Genomic DNA, 18,190 nt, shown 5'->3' with positions numbered 1-18,190 from the left:
AGAGACAAGATGTCGAACACGCGCACAAGCCTCCGGGCCAAGCTCTCGCTGACCACCGCGCTCGTCGGCGGCGTGATCGGCATCACGACACCCGCGCGCGTTGCGGCGCAGCCGGCGCTGCCCTCCGGCGCGTCCGTTGGTGCAGGTACGGTCGGGTTCCGCGTCGATGGCGCGGCGACCGCGCCGGGCGATGTCACCGGGGCGGGGACGCGGCTGGACGTCGATCTCGGTTCGTCCCGCTCGATCATCAACTGGAACACGTTCAACGTCGGCCGGGTCGATGCGGCGACGCCGAACGTGGTGCAGTTCAACAATGGTTCGGGCGGCGACGCGGCGGTGCTGAACCGCGTGATCGGCGCCGGTGGTGCCAGCGGCATCAGCGGCACGATCCAGTCCGATCCGAACGTCTCGGTCTATCTGATCAATCCGCAGGGGATCACGTTCGGCTCGGGCGCGAACGTCAATGTCGGCGCGATGATCGCCTCGACGCTCGGCATTACGGACGCCGACTTCAACAACGACACCCCGTTCGGTAATTTCTCGACCCAGTTCACCGGCACCGGCGGCGCGATCAACATCTCCGGCGGCACGATCAGCACCCGGGGAGACCTCGTGTTCATCGGCGCGCAGGTCACCGCGACGGGCGGCACCCAATCTGCCGGCGGCGATACCGGCTTCATCGTCGGCCAGGACGTCACCGTCGCGCGCACCACGGGCAGCCCGCTCGCCTTCACGATCGCGGCCGGATCGACGGTGGATGCGGACATGACGGTGAACTCCACCGTCAACGGGCAGACCGTGACGCTGGGCTTCGCGCGCGCGGCGGGCGGCGGCATCGCGCGCTCGCTGCTGGTCGGCGGACGGATCGAGGCGACATCCGCGGTGGCGACCGACCGCGGCATCGTGCTGGCGGCGGGCTCCGTCTTCTCGCCGAGCGTCTCCATGCCGTCCAATCTGCAGGACAGCGGCATCGTGCAGTCGGCAGGCGCAGCGCCGGCCGGGCTGGTCTCCGGCGGCAGGATCAACGTTCAGGGCGCAGGCGCGGTCAGCCTCGCCGGCAACATGACCGCGGGCGGCCAGCTGACCGTCGGCGGCACCAGCGTGTCGGTGACCGGCACGGTGAGCGCGGGCGGCAACTACAATGTCGGCAGCGGCAGCAGCATCACGTTGGGCGGCACGCAGAGCGCGAACGGCGCAGTGTCGGTCCGGGCGAGCAGCAGCATCACCGGCAATGCCGGGCTGGTCCTGACGGCCAACGCCGCGGGAGCGAGCGCGACGGCAGCAGACAATGGCCTGACGCTGCGGACCACCGACGCGAACGGGTCGATCAATTTTGCCACCGCAACGCCGGGCACGACGACCACCAGCCTGGTAGCGGGCACCGCCGCCAGCCGCACCGACCTGACCATCGTCCAGCTGGGCGACGGCAGCCCGTTGGCGCTGGGCAACGTCACCGCGAACAGCCTGCTCTCGACGACGCTGGGGACACCCCCGACCGCGACGCCGGGTGTGTCGCGCCTGTCCGGCAACCTGCGCTTCAACAATCTCGACCTGAACCAGAGCTTTTCGGCCTCGACGCTGAACGGCAGCATCGCCGTCGGCGCAGTGACAATCCGCGGTGACGGGCAGACGCTGACGCTCGACGCGCGTGGCGGGCCGCCCGCCGGGCTGGTGACGGCGACCGGCAATCTCGCCGCCGATGGCGCGATCACGGTGACCGGGCAGGGGGCGGTCAACCTCGCCGGGCTCAGCACCCGCGACGGGGACGCGACGATCACCTCGACGGGCAGCAACGTGTTCGTCACTGGCGGGGTGGCAGGCACGTCGCCGGTGACGGGCGACGTCAGCATCGAGGGCGGATCGGTGACGCTGGGCGATGCAGGCGGCGCGGCGCGCGTGCTCGCGGCGACAGGCGGCGTGACGCTGACCGCGCGCGGCGCGGGCACGATCACCGGTCGCAGCGGGCTGACGCTGACCGGCAACAGCGGCGGCGCGGGCAGTGAGGCGATCACCTTCGTCCCCGGCGCGGGCGGCATCGCCTTCGCCGGCACGACGATCATCGGCGGCACCGCGGCGGACGGCACGCCCAACCGCAGCTCCGACGTGTTCGTCGGCGCTGGCGATACGCCGCTGACCCTCGGCAACGTCACGGCGCGCACGCTCGCTCCCTCCGGCAGCGTCGGCGGCATCGTCCGCTCCACCGCCTTCACCGCGGGCACGCTGGATGTCGCCAACACGCTGGACGTCAGGGCGCTGTCGATCTCGACCCAGGCGGTCACGGTGCGGAACAGCGGCGCGCTGCTGCGCTTCACCTCGGACGGGGGGACGATCGGCACCGGCGCGCTGACCAACAGCGGCGGCAACGTGACGCTGAACGCCATCGGCGGCGGCACGATCAACGTCGGCAACATCGTCAGCGCCGGCGCGACCACGGCGACGGGCAGCAATCTCGTCACCACCGGCACGATCAATGCCGGCGACGACGTGACGGTGCGCGGATCGACCGTGACGGTCGGCGCGATCACCGCCTCGCCTGCCGGTGCGGATGTGATCCTGGAGGCGCTGGGCGACAACCTGATCGCGCCGACCATCATCGCGGGCGGCAATGTCAGCCTGACGGCGAGCCTCGACGTGACGGTGCCCGGCGCGATCAGCGCGGACGGCACCTATGACGTCACCGGCAATGCGGTGGGCCTGGGTGTCGATGCCGATGCGGAGACGCAGCGCGCGGGCGGCGCGGTGACGATCACCGCGCGCACCGGCGGGATCACCGGCGGCGAGAATTTGACGCTGCAATCGGGCAGCGGCGCGGGCGCGAACCTGACGCTCAGGACCAATGCGGCGGGGCAGGCGATCAACTTCGCCGCCAATTCGCAGCTGAACGGCGGCAGCGAGACGACGCGCACCGCCGTGATCCTCGCCACCGCCGACCAAGCGGGCGCGACGACGCTGGGCAACGTGCGCGCGGCGGCGCTCCGCTCCAGCGTCGGCGCGGGCGGCATCCTCGACGGCGTGACGCGGACGGGCAATCTCACGGTCGGCGCGGTCGACCTGACGGGGGCGACGCTGGCGCTGACCAGCACGGGCGGCAACGTCTCGGTCGGCGCGATAAACGTGACCGGCGCGAACAATGGCGTCAGCCTGACCGCGGCCAACGGCGCGCTGACCAACAGCACGGGCGCCGCAGCGCTGGCCGCTATGTCGGCGTCGGGCGGGATCATCCTGACGGCGCGCGACGGCTTCTCGACGGGGCAGCTGACGAGCACGGGTGCGGACGGATCGACGGCGCCGGACATCACCGCGACCTCCACCGCCGGCACGCTGACCGCGGCCGGCGCGAGCGCGGTGCTCGGCAACGTGCGGCTGAGCGGCGCGACCGGCCTGACGGTGACCGCGGCCGAGGGCGTCGACATCGCGCTGACCACTGACACCGGCACGATCACCGCATCCACGCTGACTGCGCGCGACGACATTGCGGTGCGCGGGCCGAGCCTTCAGGGCGGCACGTGGCGCTCGGGTGCGACGGTCGGTGGACTGGCGGCGACGGATGCGGCGGGTGTGGCGGATACGCTCGCCGGCGGCACGCTGGTCGGCGCGGACATCGACGCGACCGGCGGGCGCCTGCTGCTCACCACCGCGCAGGCCGGCCTCAATTCGGTATCGTCCAACGACGACCTGCGGCTGACCGCGACCGATACCTTGCTGCAACTGGGCGGCGGCAGCGTCGCCGGCAATGCGACACTGACCAAGACGGGCGCGACCGATCTCCTGAGCGTCACCGGCACGCTCAACATCGGCACGGCGAACGGCAATGCCGCCACGCTCGGCAGTGCGGTGATCCGGTCGCAGACGGCGGCGCAGCTCAATACCGTCATCGCCAGCGGCGACCTGGACGTGCAATCGACCGGCGTCGGGCTGGTCAACGCGATCACGCTGACCAACGGCGGCGGCCGCGACGTCGTGCTGCGCGCTGCCGGCACCATCGTCGCCACGACCCTGTCCGCCCGCGACGACATCGTCATCCGGGCCGGCGCCGCCGCGTTCGCTACCGGCACGTCGTGGACGAGCGGCACCGGCGTTGCCGGCCTTGGCGCAGCCGATGTCACCGGCGCGGCCGATGCCGTGCTCGGCGCCGGCGCGCTTGCCGGCAACGACATTGACGTGGCGGCGAACGCGATCACCATCCAGCGGATCGATGCGAGGGGCACGGGATCGGACATCCGCCTCGATGGCGCGATCGTGCAGCCCCTGGCCGAGGCCGACTTCTACGCGACGGCGGGTGGCAACGTGACGCTGAACAGCGCCGTGCAGGCGCGCGACATCGCGATTTCCGCGGGCGAGCGTGTATCGGTGCTGGCGCTGACCGCGCGCGACGACGTGGCGATCCGTGGCGGCGCGGGCGGGATCAGCACGGGCACCATCACCAGCGGCGCGACCGCCAATGGCGCGGGCCCGACCGATGCGGCGGGCGCCGCGGACGCGCTGCTGCCTGCGGTCAACTTCACCGGGCAGGACGTGGATCTCGCCTCGTCCGGTCCGATCACCTTCGCAGCGATCCAGTCGGCGGACGACGTGCGGATCAACGGCGGCGGCACCATCGGCGATGCCGCGGCCGACCTCGTCATCACCGCGACCGGGGCGATCGCCCTCGGCAACACCGCGATTGGCCGCGACATCGCGCTGAATGGCGCCTCGGTCTCCACCGCGGCGCTGAACGCGCGCGACGACATCGCCATCCGGGCGGACACGGCGACCGGCACGATCAGCACGGGCGCGATGCAATCGGGCGTCGAGGTCGGCGGGCTCGCGCCGGTCGAGACGGGCGCGGCCGGGGCGGCGGACCTGCTCGCCGGCGGCCTGCTGGCGGGTGCGGACATCGATGCGCGGGGCGCGACCGTTCTTGCGACCACCGCGACGGCGAACGGTGCCCAGGGCGACCTGCGCCTGACGGCAACGGCACGCCGGCTGGAGCTGGGCACGGGCACGGCAGGCGCGGACGTGCTGCTGACCAAGCAGGGCGCCGACACGAACGACCTGATCGTCACCGGCACGGTCACCGCCGGAACGGCAGCGGGCGCACCGGCCAGCGTGACGATCGTTTCGGCGACCAACGTGCGGCTGAACAACGCGGTGGCGTTGGCCGATCCGCTGTCCGCCACGCAGGCGCGCGACGTGAACGTCACCGCGACCGGCGCGGTGCGGGCCGGCACGCTCACCGCCGCGCGCGACGTTCGCGTGACGGCGGGCGCTGACGCGGAGATCGCCGGTACGGTGCAGGCCGGGCGCGACTATCTCGTCCAGGGCGGGCGCGTGCTGCTCGGCGAGACGAACGTCGCGGTGCGCCAGCAGGCGAACGGGCGCGTGCGCATCGTCTCCACCGCGGGCGGGATCGACGGACGCGCGGGGCTGACGCTCGTCGCCAATCAGGACGATATGGCGGCGGGTGCGGAGAGCCTCGTGCTCGATGCGACGGGCGGCAACATCGCCTTCGTCGAGGGCACGACCCTGCTCGGCGGGGCGACCAACCGCGCCTCCAACATCGGCGTCCGCCTGGCGACCCCCGGCAGTTCGCTGACGCTCGGCACGGTGGCGGCGCGCAGCCTGCGCGGCACGGATGCGACCGGAACCACCTTCGGCGCGCTGGCGCTGGATGCCGGCAATGTCGCCTTCGTCGGCGATGTGAGCGTGCGCGCGGGGCTGCAGGTGACGACCTCGGGCGACATCGCGACGCGCAAGGTTACCGTCACCGGCTTCGACGGCGCGCGGCAGTCGCTGGTGCTGAGCGGCCGTTCTCTGACCGCGACCGACACGCTGGCGGCGGAAGGCGACGTGTCGCTGTCGACCGGGCTCGGCCTGCTCTCGCTCAATGCCTCCGGCGGCGCGCTCGGCGCGCAGGCGCGCGGCGGCAACCTGACCATCGTGGCGGGCGGCGATGCGACCGGCACCGGCATTGCGGCGGCGGGCAGCGTCACCTCGACCGTGGCGGGCAATGACAGTATCGCGGTGGTGCGTGCGGGCCTGATCGTGCCGTTGATCGGCGAGACCGACCCCAATCCGGACGGCGTGACGGTGCCGCCGGCGAGCGCGGGGCTGAACCCGGCCGACGCGACGCTGACCGCCGGCTCGATGACCAAGACCTTGGTCTCCGCTGGTCGAGACGTGGCGATCCGCACCACCACCGGCGACGCGACCGTTCAGGACGTGTCCGCGGGCGACGACATCGCTATCCGCGCCGCGGGCGCCATCGTCGGCACAGGCTGGGTGAGCGGCGTTGCGCCGTCGCTCGACGCGGCGGGCGCGGCGGACACGCTGGTCGGAGCGGTCGACCTGACCGGCAACGACATCGACGTGGCCGGCAGCAGCGTCCGCATCGGCGCGGCGACCGCCAACGGCTTCCTCTCCGACATCCGGATTGCGGGGCCGGTCTCCGGCGGCGATCCGGCGGGCGATCTGTCGCTCACCGCCGGCGGCAACATCTCGCTGACGAACGATGCCGTGGCGCGCGACGTGGCGCTGGGTGCGGGCGGCTTCATCTCGACTGCCGGCATCACCGCGCAGGACGATATCGCGCTGCGGGCTGGCGGCGGCATCGGCGTGGGCGCGCTGCAGAGCGGTGTCGGGGCGATCGATGCCACGGGCGTGGCGGATACGCTGGTCGGAGCGACGCTCGACGGGAACGACATCGACATTGCCGGCGCCAGCTTCGGCGGCACCACGATCACGACGGGCAATGCAGGCGGCGACCTGGCCGTGCTGGCGCGCTCCGACGCGCTCGTCTTCACGACCGGCGACATTGCCGGCGCGGCGCGGATCGAGAAGCAGGGCGGCGTCGACGAACTCCAGGTGACGACGCTGACCACCGGCGGCGCGACCCCGGCGGCGCCGACGACGATTCTGTCGTCGACGAGCATCCGCCTCGGCACCGTCACCTCGCAGAGCGGCACGCTGACCGTCACCGCCGCCAACGAGGCAACGGGCATCGGCGCGGGCGGGCGCGCGACGTTGACCACGCTGGATGCGGCGAGCGACGTGCTGGTCACCGCGGGCACGCTGGCGCGGCTGGCGACGGTGACCGCGGCGCGCGACTTTGCCGGCACGACCAACGGCGCGGGCGCGCCGACGATCGACGTGACGGCGGCGAGCGCCGGGCGCGACATCGCGCTGTCCACCGGCACGCTGGTGGCGACGACGCTGGCGGCCGGCGACGACATCGCCATCCGCACGACGGGCACCGCCACCGGCCTGAGCTGGACCTCGGGCGCGACCATCGGCGGCACGACGCGGGGCGATGCCCCGGGAGCTGCCGATACGCTGCTGACCGGCGTGGACCTGACCGGCCGCGACACCGACGTCGCCGCGACGGCGATCACCATCGGCACTGTGCGGGCGGTGGGCGCGGATGCCGACATCCGGTTGAGCTCGGCCAGCGTGACGGGCGGGACCGTGGACGGCGACCTCGATCTCGGCGCGGGGCGCGACATCGTGCTGACCGGCAATGCCGCCGGGCGCGACGTGGCGCTGGGCGCCGCTCGCGACATCACGGTGGCGCGGATCGACGCGCGTGACGACATCGCCATCCGGGCGACCGGCGCGGTCGTCACCGGCGATCTGGCCAGCGGCGTGACGGTCGGCGGGCTCGGCCCGGTCGACGCGGCGGGCGTGGCAGATGCGCTGCTGGGCGGCGGCACGGCGCTTGCGGGCAACGACATCCAGGTGGATGGCGGCACGGTGCGCATCAGCAATGCGGCGGCGAGCGGCGTCGACGGCGACCTGCGCGTGACCGCGGGAAGTGGCCGGCTGGAGGTGACCGGCACGGGCAGCGCCGGGCGGAACGTCAGCCTGACCAAGCTGGGCACGACGGACACGCTCGTCGCCGGCACGCTGATCGCGGGACGCGACGTGACGGGCAACTCCGCCACGTCGGCGACGATCGGCACGGCCGAGGCCGGGCGCGACGTGGCGATCGGCACGGCGATCGACCTGACGCTCGGCACGGGCACCGGTCGGGATATCGCGCTCAATGCCGGCGGCAATGTCATCGCCACCACGCTTGCCGCGCGCGACGACATCGCGATCCGCGCGGGTGGCACCGTCACGGGCGACAGCTGGACCAGTGGAGCAGCCGCGGACGAGCCGGGCTCGGCCGACGCGCTGCTGACCGGCATCGACATGACCGGCAACGACATCGACGTCGCCGGCACCGCGATCGCGATCAATCGCGCCAGCGCCAACGGCGCAGGCTCCGACGTGCGGCTGCGCGGCCCGGTGACCTCCGGCAGCGGCGGCGCGAACGATCTTGCCATCACGACCGGCGGCGACATCACGCTGATCGACGCGGCACAGGGCCGTGACGTGGCGCTGAGCGCCGGCGGCGCGGTGACGGCGGTCGCAATCATCGCGCGCGACGACGTGGCGATCCGGGCAGGCGGCGCGATCCGCACCGCGGCGATCGTCTCGGGCGGCAGCATCGGCGGGCTCGGCCCGGTCGATGTGGCGGGCGCGGCGGACGCGCTGACCGGCACGGCGCTGGCGGGCAACGATATCGACGCGGCGGGCGCCAGCTTCTTCGCGCCGAGCGCGACCGCCAATGGCACCGGTGGCGACCTGCGGCTGACGGCGACGACCGGACGGCTGGAGCTGACCTCGGGCAGCGTCGGCGGGCGGACAACGCTGACCAAGCTGGGCGGCGACGACCTGCTGCTCGTCAACGGGCTGACCGGCGGCATCGCCTCGGCCGACGCCGACGTGACGCTCACCTCGGACACGGCCATCCAGTTCGGCGTGGTCGCGGCCGCGACGGGCAATGTCACGCTCACAGCGAAGACGGATATCGGCCCGATCTCCGGTGCGCTGTTCAACAGCCTCGTGGCAATCGGCGAAACCAAGGACATCCGCGTTGTCGCTGGCCGGAATGTCACGCTCGGCAACGTCAGCTCCGGCCGCGACCTCGCGGTCGTCGCGGGCACGGCGGGCGGTTCTGCCGGCACGATCGACCTGACCAATGCAGGCGCCCGCGATATCGCACTGACGGCTCGGGGCGGCGACATCCTGACCGGCAATCTTTCGGCGCGGGACGACATTGCGGTGCGTGCGGACGGCAACATCTCCGGTTCGACCTGGTCGAGCGGCACCCTGGCCGGCGCGGACTCGGATGCTTCCGGTGTGGCGGACGTGCTCGTCACCGGCGATGCGGCGGCGGGCTCTCGCTGGGCGCGCACGAGCCTGACCGGCGCGGCCGACATCGTCGCGAGCGCGGGCGGCGCGATCACGATCACCTCGTTGACCGCGACGGGCGGCAATCTGGGCGTGGACGCGGCGTCGATCACCGTCACCGGCACGACGGTGGACCGTGATGCCGCGCTGACGGCGCGCACTGGCTCAATCCAGCTCGACACGCTGGCCAGCGGCGGTGCGGCTGCGCTCACCGCTGCAGACGCGATCACCGCCAACCGGCTCGAGACAGGACCGCTGACCGCGACGGCGGGCGGCGCGATCCGCGTCGTCTCGCTGACCAGCGGGCCGGCGACGATCGACGGCGGCAGCGTCACGATCGACCAGCTGCGCAGCGGCGACCTGTCGGTGCGCGCGCGGACGGGTGACCTGACGCTCGCCAGCGCAACCGCCGACCGCGCCGACGTGACCGGCGCTGCGACGCTGACGACCGATGCGGGCGACATCATCGTCGGCCAGCTCGGCGTGACCGGCCCGGCCAGCTTCACCTCGGCCAGCGACGTGCGGCTGCGCACCGTCTCGTCCGGCGGCGCGATGACCATCGTGGCGGGCGCGGGCGAGGTGACGGGCATTGACGGCGGCCGCGCGGACCTGACGGCGGGCGGGGCGCTCACCATCACCGGCGGCACGCTCGTCCGCCTCGGTAGCGCGAGCGCGGGCAGCGATCTTGCGGTCACGGCGGACACGATCGACGTGACCAACGCCACGGCGACCGCGGGGGCGCTCAGCCTTGTCGCCGACGTCGGCAGCATCGCGCTCGGCACGGGCGCGGCGGGCACCAGCGCCACGATCGATGCGGGCACCACCGCAGCGATCGGCACGCTGAGCGCGGGCGATGCGGCCAGCGTGCGCAGCCGCGGCGCCACCACGATCGGCACGATCCGCACGACGCGCGGACCCATCACGCTCGACGGTGCGGCGCTGACCGTCGGCACTGCGGCGGCCGGCGGCGCGCTGGCGGCGACTGCGCGGTCCGGGGATCTCACGCTCACCAGCGGCCGTGCGGGCGGCACCGCCACCCTGACGAGCGGCGGCAGCGGCGACATCGTGGTGACCACGCTGACCAGCGGCGGGGCGACCACGATCACGTCCGCCTCCGATGCGCGGCTGGGCGACATCGTTGCGACCGGCGGCGCGCTCCAGGTGACGGCGGCGGCGGGCGAAGTCACCGGCATCGGCGCGGGGGCGGCCAATCTCCGCTCGGGCAATGGCGCGGTGACGGTGACGGGCGGCACGCTGGCCCGGCTCGGCACGGTGGATGCGGGCACGCTGATCGACGTCAGCACCGACCGGATCGCCACGACCCGCGCCACCGCGCGCGGCGGCCTGCTGCGCCTCGTCGCGGATGTGGGCGACCTGACCCTGGGCGACGGCAGCGCGACGACCAGCGCGACGCTGACTGCCACGGGCGCCGTCACCGTCACCGGCGGTGTCGCAGCGGCGGGCGGTGACACGACCATCCGCGGCGCTTCCGCGACGATCGGCACGGCGAGCGCATCGCAGGCGCTCACCCTGACGACGACGGGGGCGGCGACGCTGGCCAACGGCACGGCGGGCGGCAATGCCACGCTGGCGATCGGCGGCCCGCTGAGCGTGACGAGCGCGATCACCGCGGGCGGCGCCCTCTCGATCAATGCGGCGAGCGCCACGATCGAGAATGCGACGGGCGGCACCAACGCCACGCTGGCCATCGCCGGCAATCTGCGGGTGCGGGGCAAGCTGGAGGCGACGCGCGGCAACCTTGCCGTGACGGCGGCCTCGGCGGATGCGGCTGGCCTGGGCATCGGCACCGCCGTGTCCGGCCAGGCCATGACGCTGACCGCGACCGCGGGCAACCTGCAGCTGACCAGCGCCACCGCCGGCACCACGTTCGAGCTCAACGCCGCCAACGAAGCGGTGATCGGTCTGGCGAGTGCGGAGGGCACCGGCGGCGTCACCGTCGGCGGCAGCGGCCGCACCGCGGCGAACAGCGCCGTGATCCGCGCCAACGAGCTCGACCTTTACGGCCCGCTCACCGCCGGTGCGGTGCAGCTGGTCAACCGCTCGCCCGTCGGCGCCACGACCGCGACGATGGTGCTGGGCGATTTCACCGCCGGCACCAGTGGCGCGAGCGGCACCACCATCGCCGCGCCGACCGGCGGGTTCGACCTGACAGCGGCGCAGTTCAACCGCATCACCTCGCCCACCATCACGCTGGTGCAGACGTTCGGCGATGCGGCGCGCAACGTGGTGATCGGCAACGTCACGCTCGCCGCCGGCACCGGCAGCAGCCGCATCGACGTGCTGACGACCGGGCGGATCGACCTGTACGGCACGGTCACCGATGCCGGCGCGATCAGCGCGGGGCGCACGCTGCAACTCGGCGGCACCAGGAGCGCGATCGTGGCGACGGGCGGCAGCGCGGGCACGCCCGAGGATGTCGGCCGTGCGTCGCTGATCGTCGCCACCGCGACGCCGCAAGGGGGCGGGCGCATCCTGCTCGGCGGGGTGACGCAGGGCACGCCCGGGCCGACGCTGAGCGGCGATGCCACGGTGGACCTGCGGGCGAACCGCATCGCCTTCGGCCTGCGCTCCGACTTCCTCGGCCAGCCCGATGCCACCGACGCGACGAGCCTGAACCTGTCGGGCAACGGCACGGGGATCGATTTCAGCCGTGTCGCGCGCGAGTTCATCTCCAACTCGACTTCGACGCTCTACAATTCGGCGGCGCGCAACCCGGCCAACACCTATGCGGACGGCGCCAACCTGCTGACCGCGACGACGCTGCGCGTCACCTATGGCGATTATGCGCTGTTCCAGAATACCGGCCAGCCGAACCGCGCCAATCCGAATACGGGCGTGGTGGCCGGCAATCTGGTGAGCCTGACCAGCCAGGGGCCGTCCTCCGGACCGGCGGGGCCCAACGGCCTTGCCCTGTTCGGCGTGATCAACCAGCTGCAGGGCAGCAGCGCCGCGCTGCAGGGCGGCAGCGTGATCGTGCTGAACACGTTGAACCCGGCCAACAGCCGCATCAACGGCTGCCTCGTCGGATCGGGCGGCGGCGGCTGCCTGATCAACGCCGTCGCCACGCCGCTGCTCAACATCTTCGACGAGGCGCGCGCCAACATCTTCCGCACCGCGGACGATCTGGCGGTGCAGTTCGACCCCGTCGTCGGCACCAACAACGAATCGCTCTTCTCCGATCTCGGCACGATCGACTTTCAGTTCGACGACCAGAAGTGCGACCCGGCGACCGATTCCACCTGCCCCGCCGAAACCCCGACCGACCAGTGAGGGCCACCGCCATGATCCGCCGTTCCGCCCTCCTGCCCGCCGGGCTGCTCTCCGCCGGCCTGCCGCTGCTGCTCGCCGGCTGTGCCTCAGCGAGCGGCGGCGGGGGTGTGCTGCCCGACCGCATCGCGCTCGGCCGCGACGGCACGGGGGAGCCGTGCATCGCCAACCGCAACTGGAAGGACCCGCAGCTCGGTGGGCCGTTCGACCGTGCCTATGCGCTGACCTGCCGCAGCGTGGCGGCGAGCCGGCCAGTCGGCTCGGTCGCCGCGGTGCTGACGCGCGAGGCCAAGGCGGAGGATGCGGCGCTGTGCGGCGCGCCGGGCGCGGTCACCTTCCGCGGCCAGCCGGCGGAGGCGCGGCGCTGCTTCGACAAGGCGCTTGGCACGCAGACGGTGGTGGTCCGCTTCACCCGCGGCGGCCAGACCTATCGCGGATCCGCCACCCCATCGGTGCAGGGCCCGATGGAGGCTGCGCTTGCCGCCCTCGCCGGGCTGGGCGTGCCCGCCGATACGGGGACTGCCGCGCCGACCTCGTTCCAGACGACCGAACTGGCGGCGGCGCCGGGTGCGGGTGAGGCGGGCGGCTATGATGCCGGCTTCGATGCGCAGATCGCGCTGCGCGAGGGCATCGTGCTCAATCGCCAGGGCCAGTCGGTCGATGCGTCGCGCGTGCTCAACGACGCGCTGTCGCGTCTGCCGCGCGGCGCCCTGCCGGGCACGCGGGCGGAGCTGGCGCTGGAGGCGGGGCTTGCCGATTCCAACATCCGCTTCAACGACGCGTCGGACGATCATTTCGCGCTGGCCAAGACGCTGCTGGACGAGAATCCGAACGTCGACCGCGCGCCGTTCCTGCTCCAGAAGCTGTCCGTCTACCGCGCGCTCGACCGTCTGAACCGGCGCGACTGGACGGGGGCGCTGACCGCGCTGGACGTGAAGCTCCAGCCCGAAGGCTCGCTGCTCCAGAATAGCGGGCTGCTGGCGGACCTGAACCAGGCGCCGCAGGATTCGGCCACGGCGTCCGCGGTGGTCGGCGGGCCGTCCACCGCGGAGCTGAACCAATATGTCATCAACGCGCAGCGTTACTGGGCGGCGAGCGTCGCCTATCTCGCGCGCGGCGGCACCGATGCGGTGGCGCAGAGCCAGGCGGCGCTGGACGGCGCGCGCGACAATCTGGTCAAGCTGCTCGGCGGGCGGATCGATCCGGCCTCCGTGCTGTGGCTGATCGCGCAGGTGGAGCGGCAGAGCGGGCGGCTGGACGCCCGGCGGGCCGAGGTGGCCGGCGGCGATGCGGTCAACGCGGGCTATGCCACCGCGATCGCCAAGTTCGACTGCGCGGTCGCCGCGCTGCAGGCGACGCTGCCGCCGAGCACGGCGGCCGGCCAGTGCGCGGTGCCGCTGAGCGATGCCACGCGGGCGCGGCTGATCAGCACCAACGCCATCGCTAGCGGCCCGATCGCGGCGGAAACGCAGATGGAGCGGGCGGGCCTGCTGCGCCGCGCGGGCGCGCCGACCGAGCGGGTGCTGGCCGACTATAACACGGCGGTGGACGCGCTGATCGCAACCAGCCGGTCGAGCGGCGGCACGCCGACGGGGATCGAGAATTATCTCGACCTGCTGACCGAAGAGGCGAAGGCCAACCCGTCGTCAGACGCCGCCGAGCGCTTCTTCCGGGCGGTGCAGGCGATCGGCGAGCCGGGCATTGCGCGGCAGATGTCGCAGCTGCAGTCGATCGTGACGTCGGGCGGCACCACGGCGGCGCGCGTGCGCGACCGGACGGAGCTTGGCCGCGAACTGTCCAGCCTGCGCTACGCCATCACGGCCGAGCAGGACCCTGCCCGCCGCACCAGTCTCGAACAGCAGCGCGACGCCAAGCAGGCGCAGCTCGACGCGATCGAGGCGGAGCTGGGCGCCAACAGCCGGCTGGCGCAGATCGACGACCGGCCCGTCACCGTCGCGGACATCCAGGGCGCGTTGCAGCCGGGCGAGATCTACCTGAAGCTCGTCGAGATCCGCGCGCGCGAATATGGCATCGTGATCGGCAAGGATCAGGTGCAGGTCTATCCGCTGGCCGCCCCGGCGCGCGACCTGAAGACGATCGCGAGTGTCGTCCGCCTGTCGATCCGCGACGAGGCCGACCGGCGCATCCCGGTGTTCCGCGTGCGCGCCGCCAATGGCCTGTTCAACCTGATCGCGGGCCCCGCGCGCGACCAGATCAATGCCGCCAAGGCGATCGTCGTCGATCCCGCCGGCCCGCTCGTCACGCTGCCGGTCGGCGTGCTGGTGACGGATACGGAGAGCGTGAAGGCCTATGAGGCGGCGGGTGCCACGGCACGCAACGATTACAGCAAGGTCGCCTTCCTCGCGGCGCAGGCGGACATTTCCAACGCGCTCAGCCCGCGCTCCTTCCTGATCTCGCGGAAGACGGCGGAATCGACCGCGCGCAACGCCTTCATCGGCTTTGGCGAGCATGCGCCGCCGCCGCCGGTGATGGTCGCCTCGCGCGGGCCGGTGTCGCTCGGGCTCGGCTGCCCGATCGAGTTCACCGAGCTGGCGCGCGCGCTGCGCGAGAGCGAGCCGATCTCGGCCCGGCGTATCGCCATCGCCGCCGACGCACTGGGCGTGCCCAATGCGCCGCGCGTGACGGGCGCGGCCTTCACCGACACCGCGGTGACCAGCGAGCAGGACCTCGACCAATATCAGGTGCTGCATTTCGCGACGCACGGCCTGCCCGAGCAGCAGGTCGGCTGCACCGACATTCCGCCGTCGCTGATCACCTCGGTCGGCGAAGGGGCGTCGGACGGCTTCCTCAGCTTCTCCGAAATTGCCGGGCTGCGGCTGAACGCCAATCTCGTCGTGCTGGCCGCCTGCCAGACCTCGGCCGGGCTCAGCCGCGAGCTGGCGCGGCAGAGCGGGCAGGAGGAAGCGGGCAAGTCGCTCGAAGGGCTGGTGCGCGCCTTCCTGACGGCGAATGCGCGCGCGGTGCTGGCGACCTACTGGAAGGTTTCGGTGGAGGCGGAATCCGACGCCTTGTTCAAGACCTTCTACGAAACCGGCCGCCGGAAGAGCATCGGCGACGCGCTGCGCGTGGCGCAGGGCACTCTGATGAAGAGCCCGCGTTACTCGCACCCTTATTACTGGGGCGCCTATTTCATCGTCGGCGATGCCAGCAAGACGATGCTGAGCCCGACCAAGGGGTGAGGAAGAGCGGCCGGCGCCATTGCTCCGGCCGTCCTGCTCAGCCAGCCGCGCGCAGGTGGATCAGCGGATAGGGGCGGCCCTGCCCGTCAGTCGCCGACCGGCCGACCGGCACGAAGCCGAGCCGGAGATAGAAGCCGAGCGCCTGTTCATTCTGTTCGTTCACGTCGGTGGTGAGGCCCGGGTGCAGCGCCAGCGCGTGCGCGACCAGCAGCCGCCCGATGCCGTGGCCGCGATGCGCCGGATCGATAAACAGCGCCTCCATATGCGCGTGATCCAGCAGCATGAAGCCGAGCGGCCGATCCGCCGCATCGACCGCCAGCCAGAGCGGAGCGGCGGGGAGGAAATCGCGCACCTCCGCCTCGATGGCGATCCGGTCCGCGCCCGAGAGGAAATCGTGCGTGGCGTCCACCGCATCCCGCCAGATGGCGAGAATGCGCGCGCCATCCGCCGCGCGGGAGCGGCGGAGCCGGATGGCGGCGTCGGTCAGAGCAGTTCCTGAAAGTTCGCCGGCACGACCTTGAGCCCGCCCGCCGTCTGGATGTGGCGCATCAGACCCTGCGGCGATTCGATCACCCAGCTCTGGATCGGGCCAAAGAAGGGCGTGAGCTGATCCTTCTCCGTCGCGGCGAGGAAGGGCGCGAAGACGCGCGGATCCCAGAAGCGGAACAGCACCGGGCCGCTGCCATCGGGCAGGCGCACCTGCATGAACTTGCGGACGTGGCGGCGCACCGTCTCGAGCGGCTCGGCGCTGGTGAGGAACAGGCCCCACGCCTGCCCCGGCCCTTCCGCCGCCCAGCGCTGGATCAGCGTGGGCGCGCTATCGAACGCGAACAGGAAGGGCGAGGCGCGGCGCACCTCCTCCGCGATCTTGCCCGCGAACAGGCACGGCACGTCCGCGGCCTGCAGCGTCTGCAGCATGGGATAGAGCTGCGGCGCACGCGCCATGTCGGCAATGGCGTAGCTGCGAAGGACGGCCATGGCGCTTACCAGCCGTCCGACGCGCCGCCGCCGCCCGACTGGCCACCACCGCCCTCATAGCTGTCGCCGGTCAGGCTGTCCCACATGTCGGCGGCGGCCTGCTTCGCCTTGTCGACCCCGGCCTCCGCCTCGGCGAGCGCGGCCTTGGCCGCGGCTTCGGCGGCGGCGGCGGCGGCCTTGTGCGCCTCGATCGCCTGATCGACGGCCTGCTTGGCCTGGTCTGCCGCCTGCTGCGTCTGCTGGACGACCTGATCGGCCTTATGTTTCAGATTGTCCTTGGCATTCTGAGCGGCGGTGCTGGCGGCATCCTGCGCCAGCTGCTTGGCGAGCGCGAGCGCCTGCTCGGTCTGCCCGGCTGCGGCAAGCGCGGCGACCTGCGCCACCTGTTCCGCGCTGGCGGCGAGATTGTCCGTCAGCTTGGCGACCGTGTCGGCCAGCTTCTGCGCGACCTCCGCCGCCTTCTGCGCGGCGGCACCCGCGGCCTTGCCCGCCGCCTCGCCGCCATGGTCCGTTGCGGCCTGCGCCGCCTTGGCGGCGGCTTCCTTCGCGGCATCGGCGGCGGCCTGGGCCGCGTCCTTTGCCGCCTGCGCCGCCTTCTGCGTCATCTCCGCGGCGACCTGCGCCTTCTTCGCGGCATTGGCGGCGGCCTGTGCGGCCTGTTCCTTCGCATAATCGGCCGCGGCCTGCGCGGCCTGCGCCGCGGCCTGCTTCACGGCGTCATTCGCATCGGCCATTGCCTCGGCGGCGAGCCGTGCCGCCTCCGTCGCCTTCTGCGTCGCATCGGCGGCGGCCTGCGCCGCCTCCCGCTGGGCGGAGACCGCCTCGTCCTGTGCGGCGTCGGCTTCCTTGCGTGCCTTTTCCTGCGCCTGCTTGAAGCAGATCTCGCAGAAAGGTGCGCCGCTGGCGGCGGCCTGCTGGAGCGTGGCGGCCTGCGTCGCGGCGTCGCTATGCTCGATACTGACCCAGCCTTCGGCGATGGTGGTACCCTCGGCCGTGCCGAAGCGCCCGCCCGACAGGCCCGCCCCGCCGCCGCCACCGCCGCCACCGCCCGTATTGTCGCCGATCAGCACGGTCGGCAGGCCCATGACGATCGATCCGCCATGCGTCGTCGGATCGCCGATGCGCGCGGCGGCGAGATTGCGCACGAACACGCTGATCGATCCCTTCAGGATCGCATCGGGCGGGCCGACGCAGGTACACAGATCCGTCATCCGCGCCTGCGGGATCAGGCCGGTGAGCACCGTTGGCTCGCACGGCGGCAGGATCGGCCCGCCGACATGCGGGATCGGGGGCACCCCCGGTGTGACCATCGGACAGACATGCATGTCGCCGACGCGAGCTGCTGGCATTCCCATGAACAATAAAATAGCGGCAAGTCAGGCAGACAGAAAAGACGGCACTGCAAAAAGATAAATCGCTATTCTTGTGACACGGGGCACAGCCGCGGCGCAGAATGACGCGAGACAGGATCGCGCGGGCGTTCGTCCCGCGCCAAGGGGGCGGGGGAACAG

5 protein-coding genes are annotated in these 18,190 nt (G+C 72.4%); 2 read left to right on the top strand and 3 right to left on the bottom strand.

Translation table 11 applies throughout. From position 1 onward, the window contains the following. Window positions 1-9: 9 nt before the first annotated feature. Window positions 10-12,504 (top strand): filamentous hemagglutinin N-terminal domain-containing protein, encoded by a 12,495-nt coding sequence (locus BM360_RS13970; protein ID WP_093315612.1) that lies wholly within the window; start codon window positions 10-12, stop codon window positions 12,502-12,504. 11 nt (window positions 12,505-12,515) lie between these two features. After that, window positions 12,516-15,701: a CHAT domain-containing protein gene (locus BM360_RS13965; RefSeq protein WP_131819273.1), complete on the top strand. Its 3,186-nt coding sequence runs from the start codon at window positions 12,516-12,518 to the stop codon at window positions 15,699-15,701. Window positions 15,702-15,738: 37 nt separating this feature from the next. Here the strand turns inward: BM360_RS13965 and BM360_RS13960 are convergent, their stop codons facing one another. From BM360_RS13960 to BM360_RS19790, 3 genes are read right to left on the bottom strand one after another with little or no spacing between them, the layout of a single operon-like run. Further along, a complete protein-coding gene (locus BM360_RS13960) occupies window positions 15,739-16,173 on the bottom strand; it encodes an acetyltransferase (RefSeq protein ID WP_093316061.1) in 435 nt (144 codons plus the stop codon). A gap of 11 nt (window positions 16,174-16,184) precedes the next feature. Beyond that, window positions 16,185-16,679, bottom strand: coding sequence for a DUF4123 domain-containing protein (locus BM360_RS13955; RefSeq protein WP_093315607.1), 495 nt, complete (start codon window positions 16,677-16,679; stop codon window positions 16,185-16,187). Between the two features lie 5 nt (window positions 16,680-16,684). Continuing rightward, window positions 16,685-17,989 carry a PAAR domain-containing protein gene (locus BM360_RS19790; protein ID WP_207544599.1) on the bottom strand — a complete coding sequence of 435 codons (1,305 nt, stop codon included), beginning with the start codon at window positions 17,987-17,989 and terminating at the stop codon, window positions 16,685-16,687. Window positions 17,990-18,190 lie beyond the last annotated feature (201 nt).

Source organism: Sphingomonas jatrophae, assembly GCF_900113315.1.
GTDB classification, from domain to species: Bacteria; Pseudomonadota; Alphaproteobacteria; order Sphingomonadales; family Sphingomonadaceae; genus Sphingomonas_P; species Sphingomonas_P jatrophae.
Note: the sequence above shows the minus strand (reverse complement) of the source record. Positions and strands in the feature narration are given on the sequence as shown.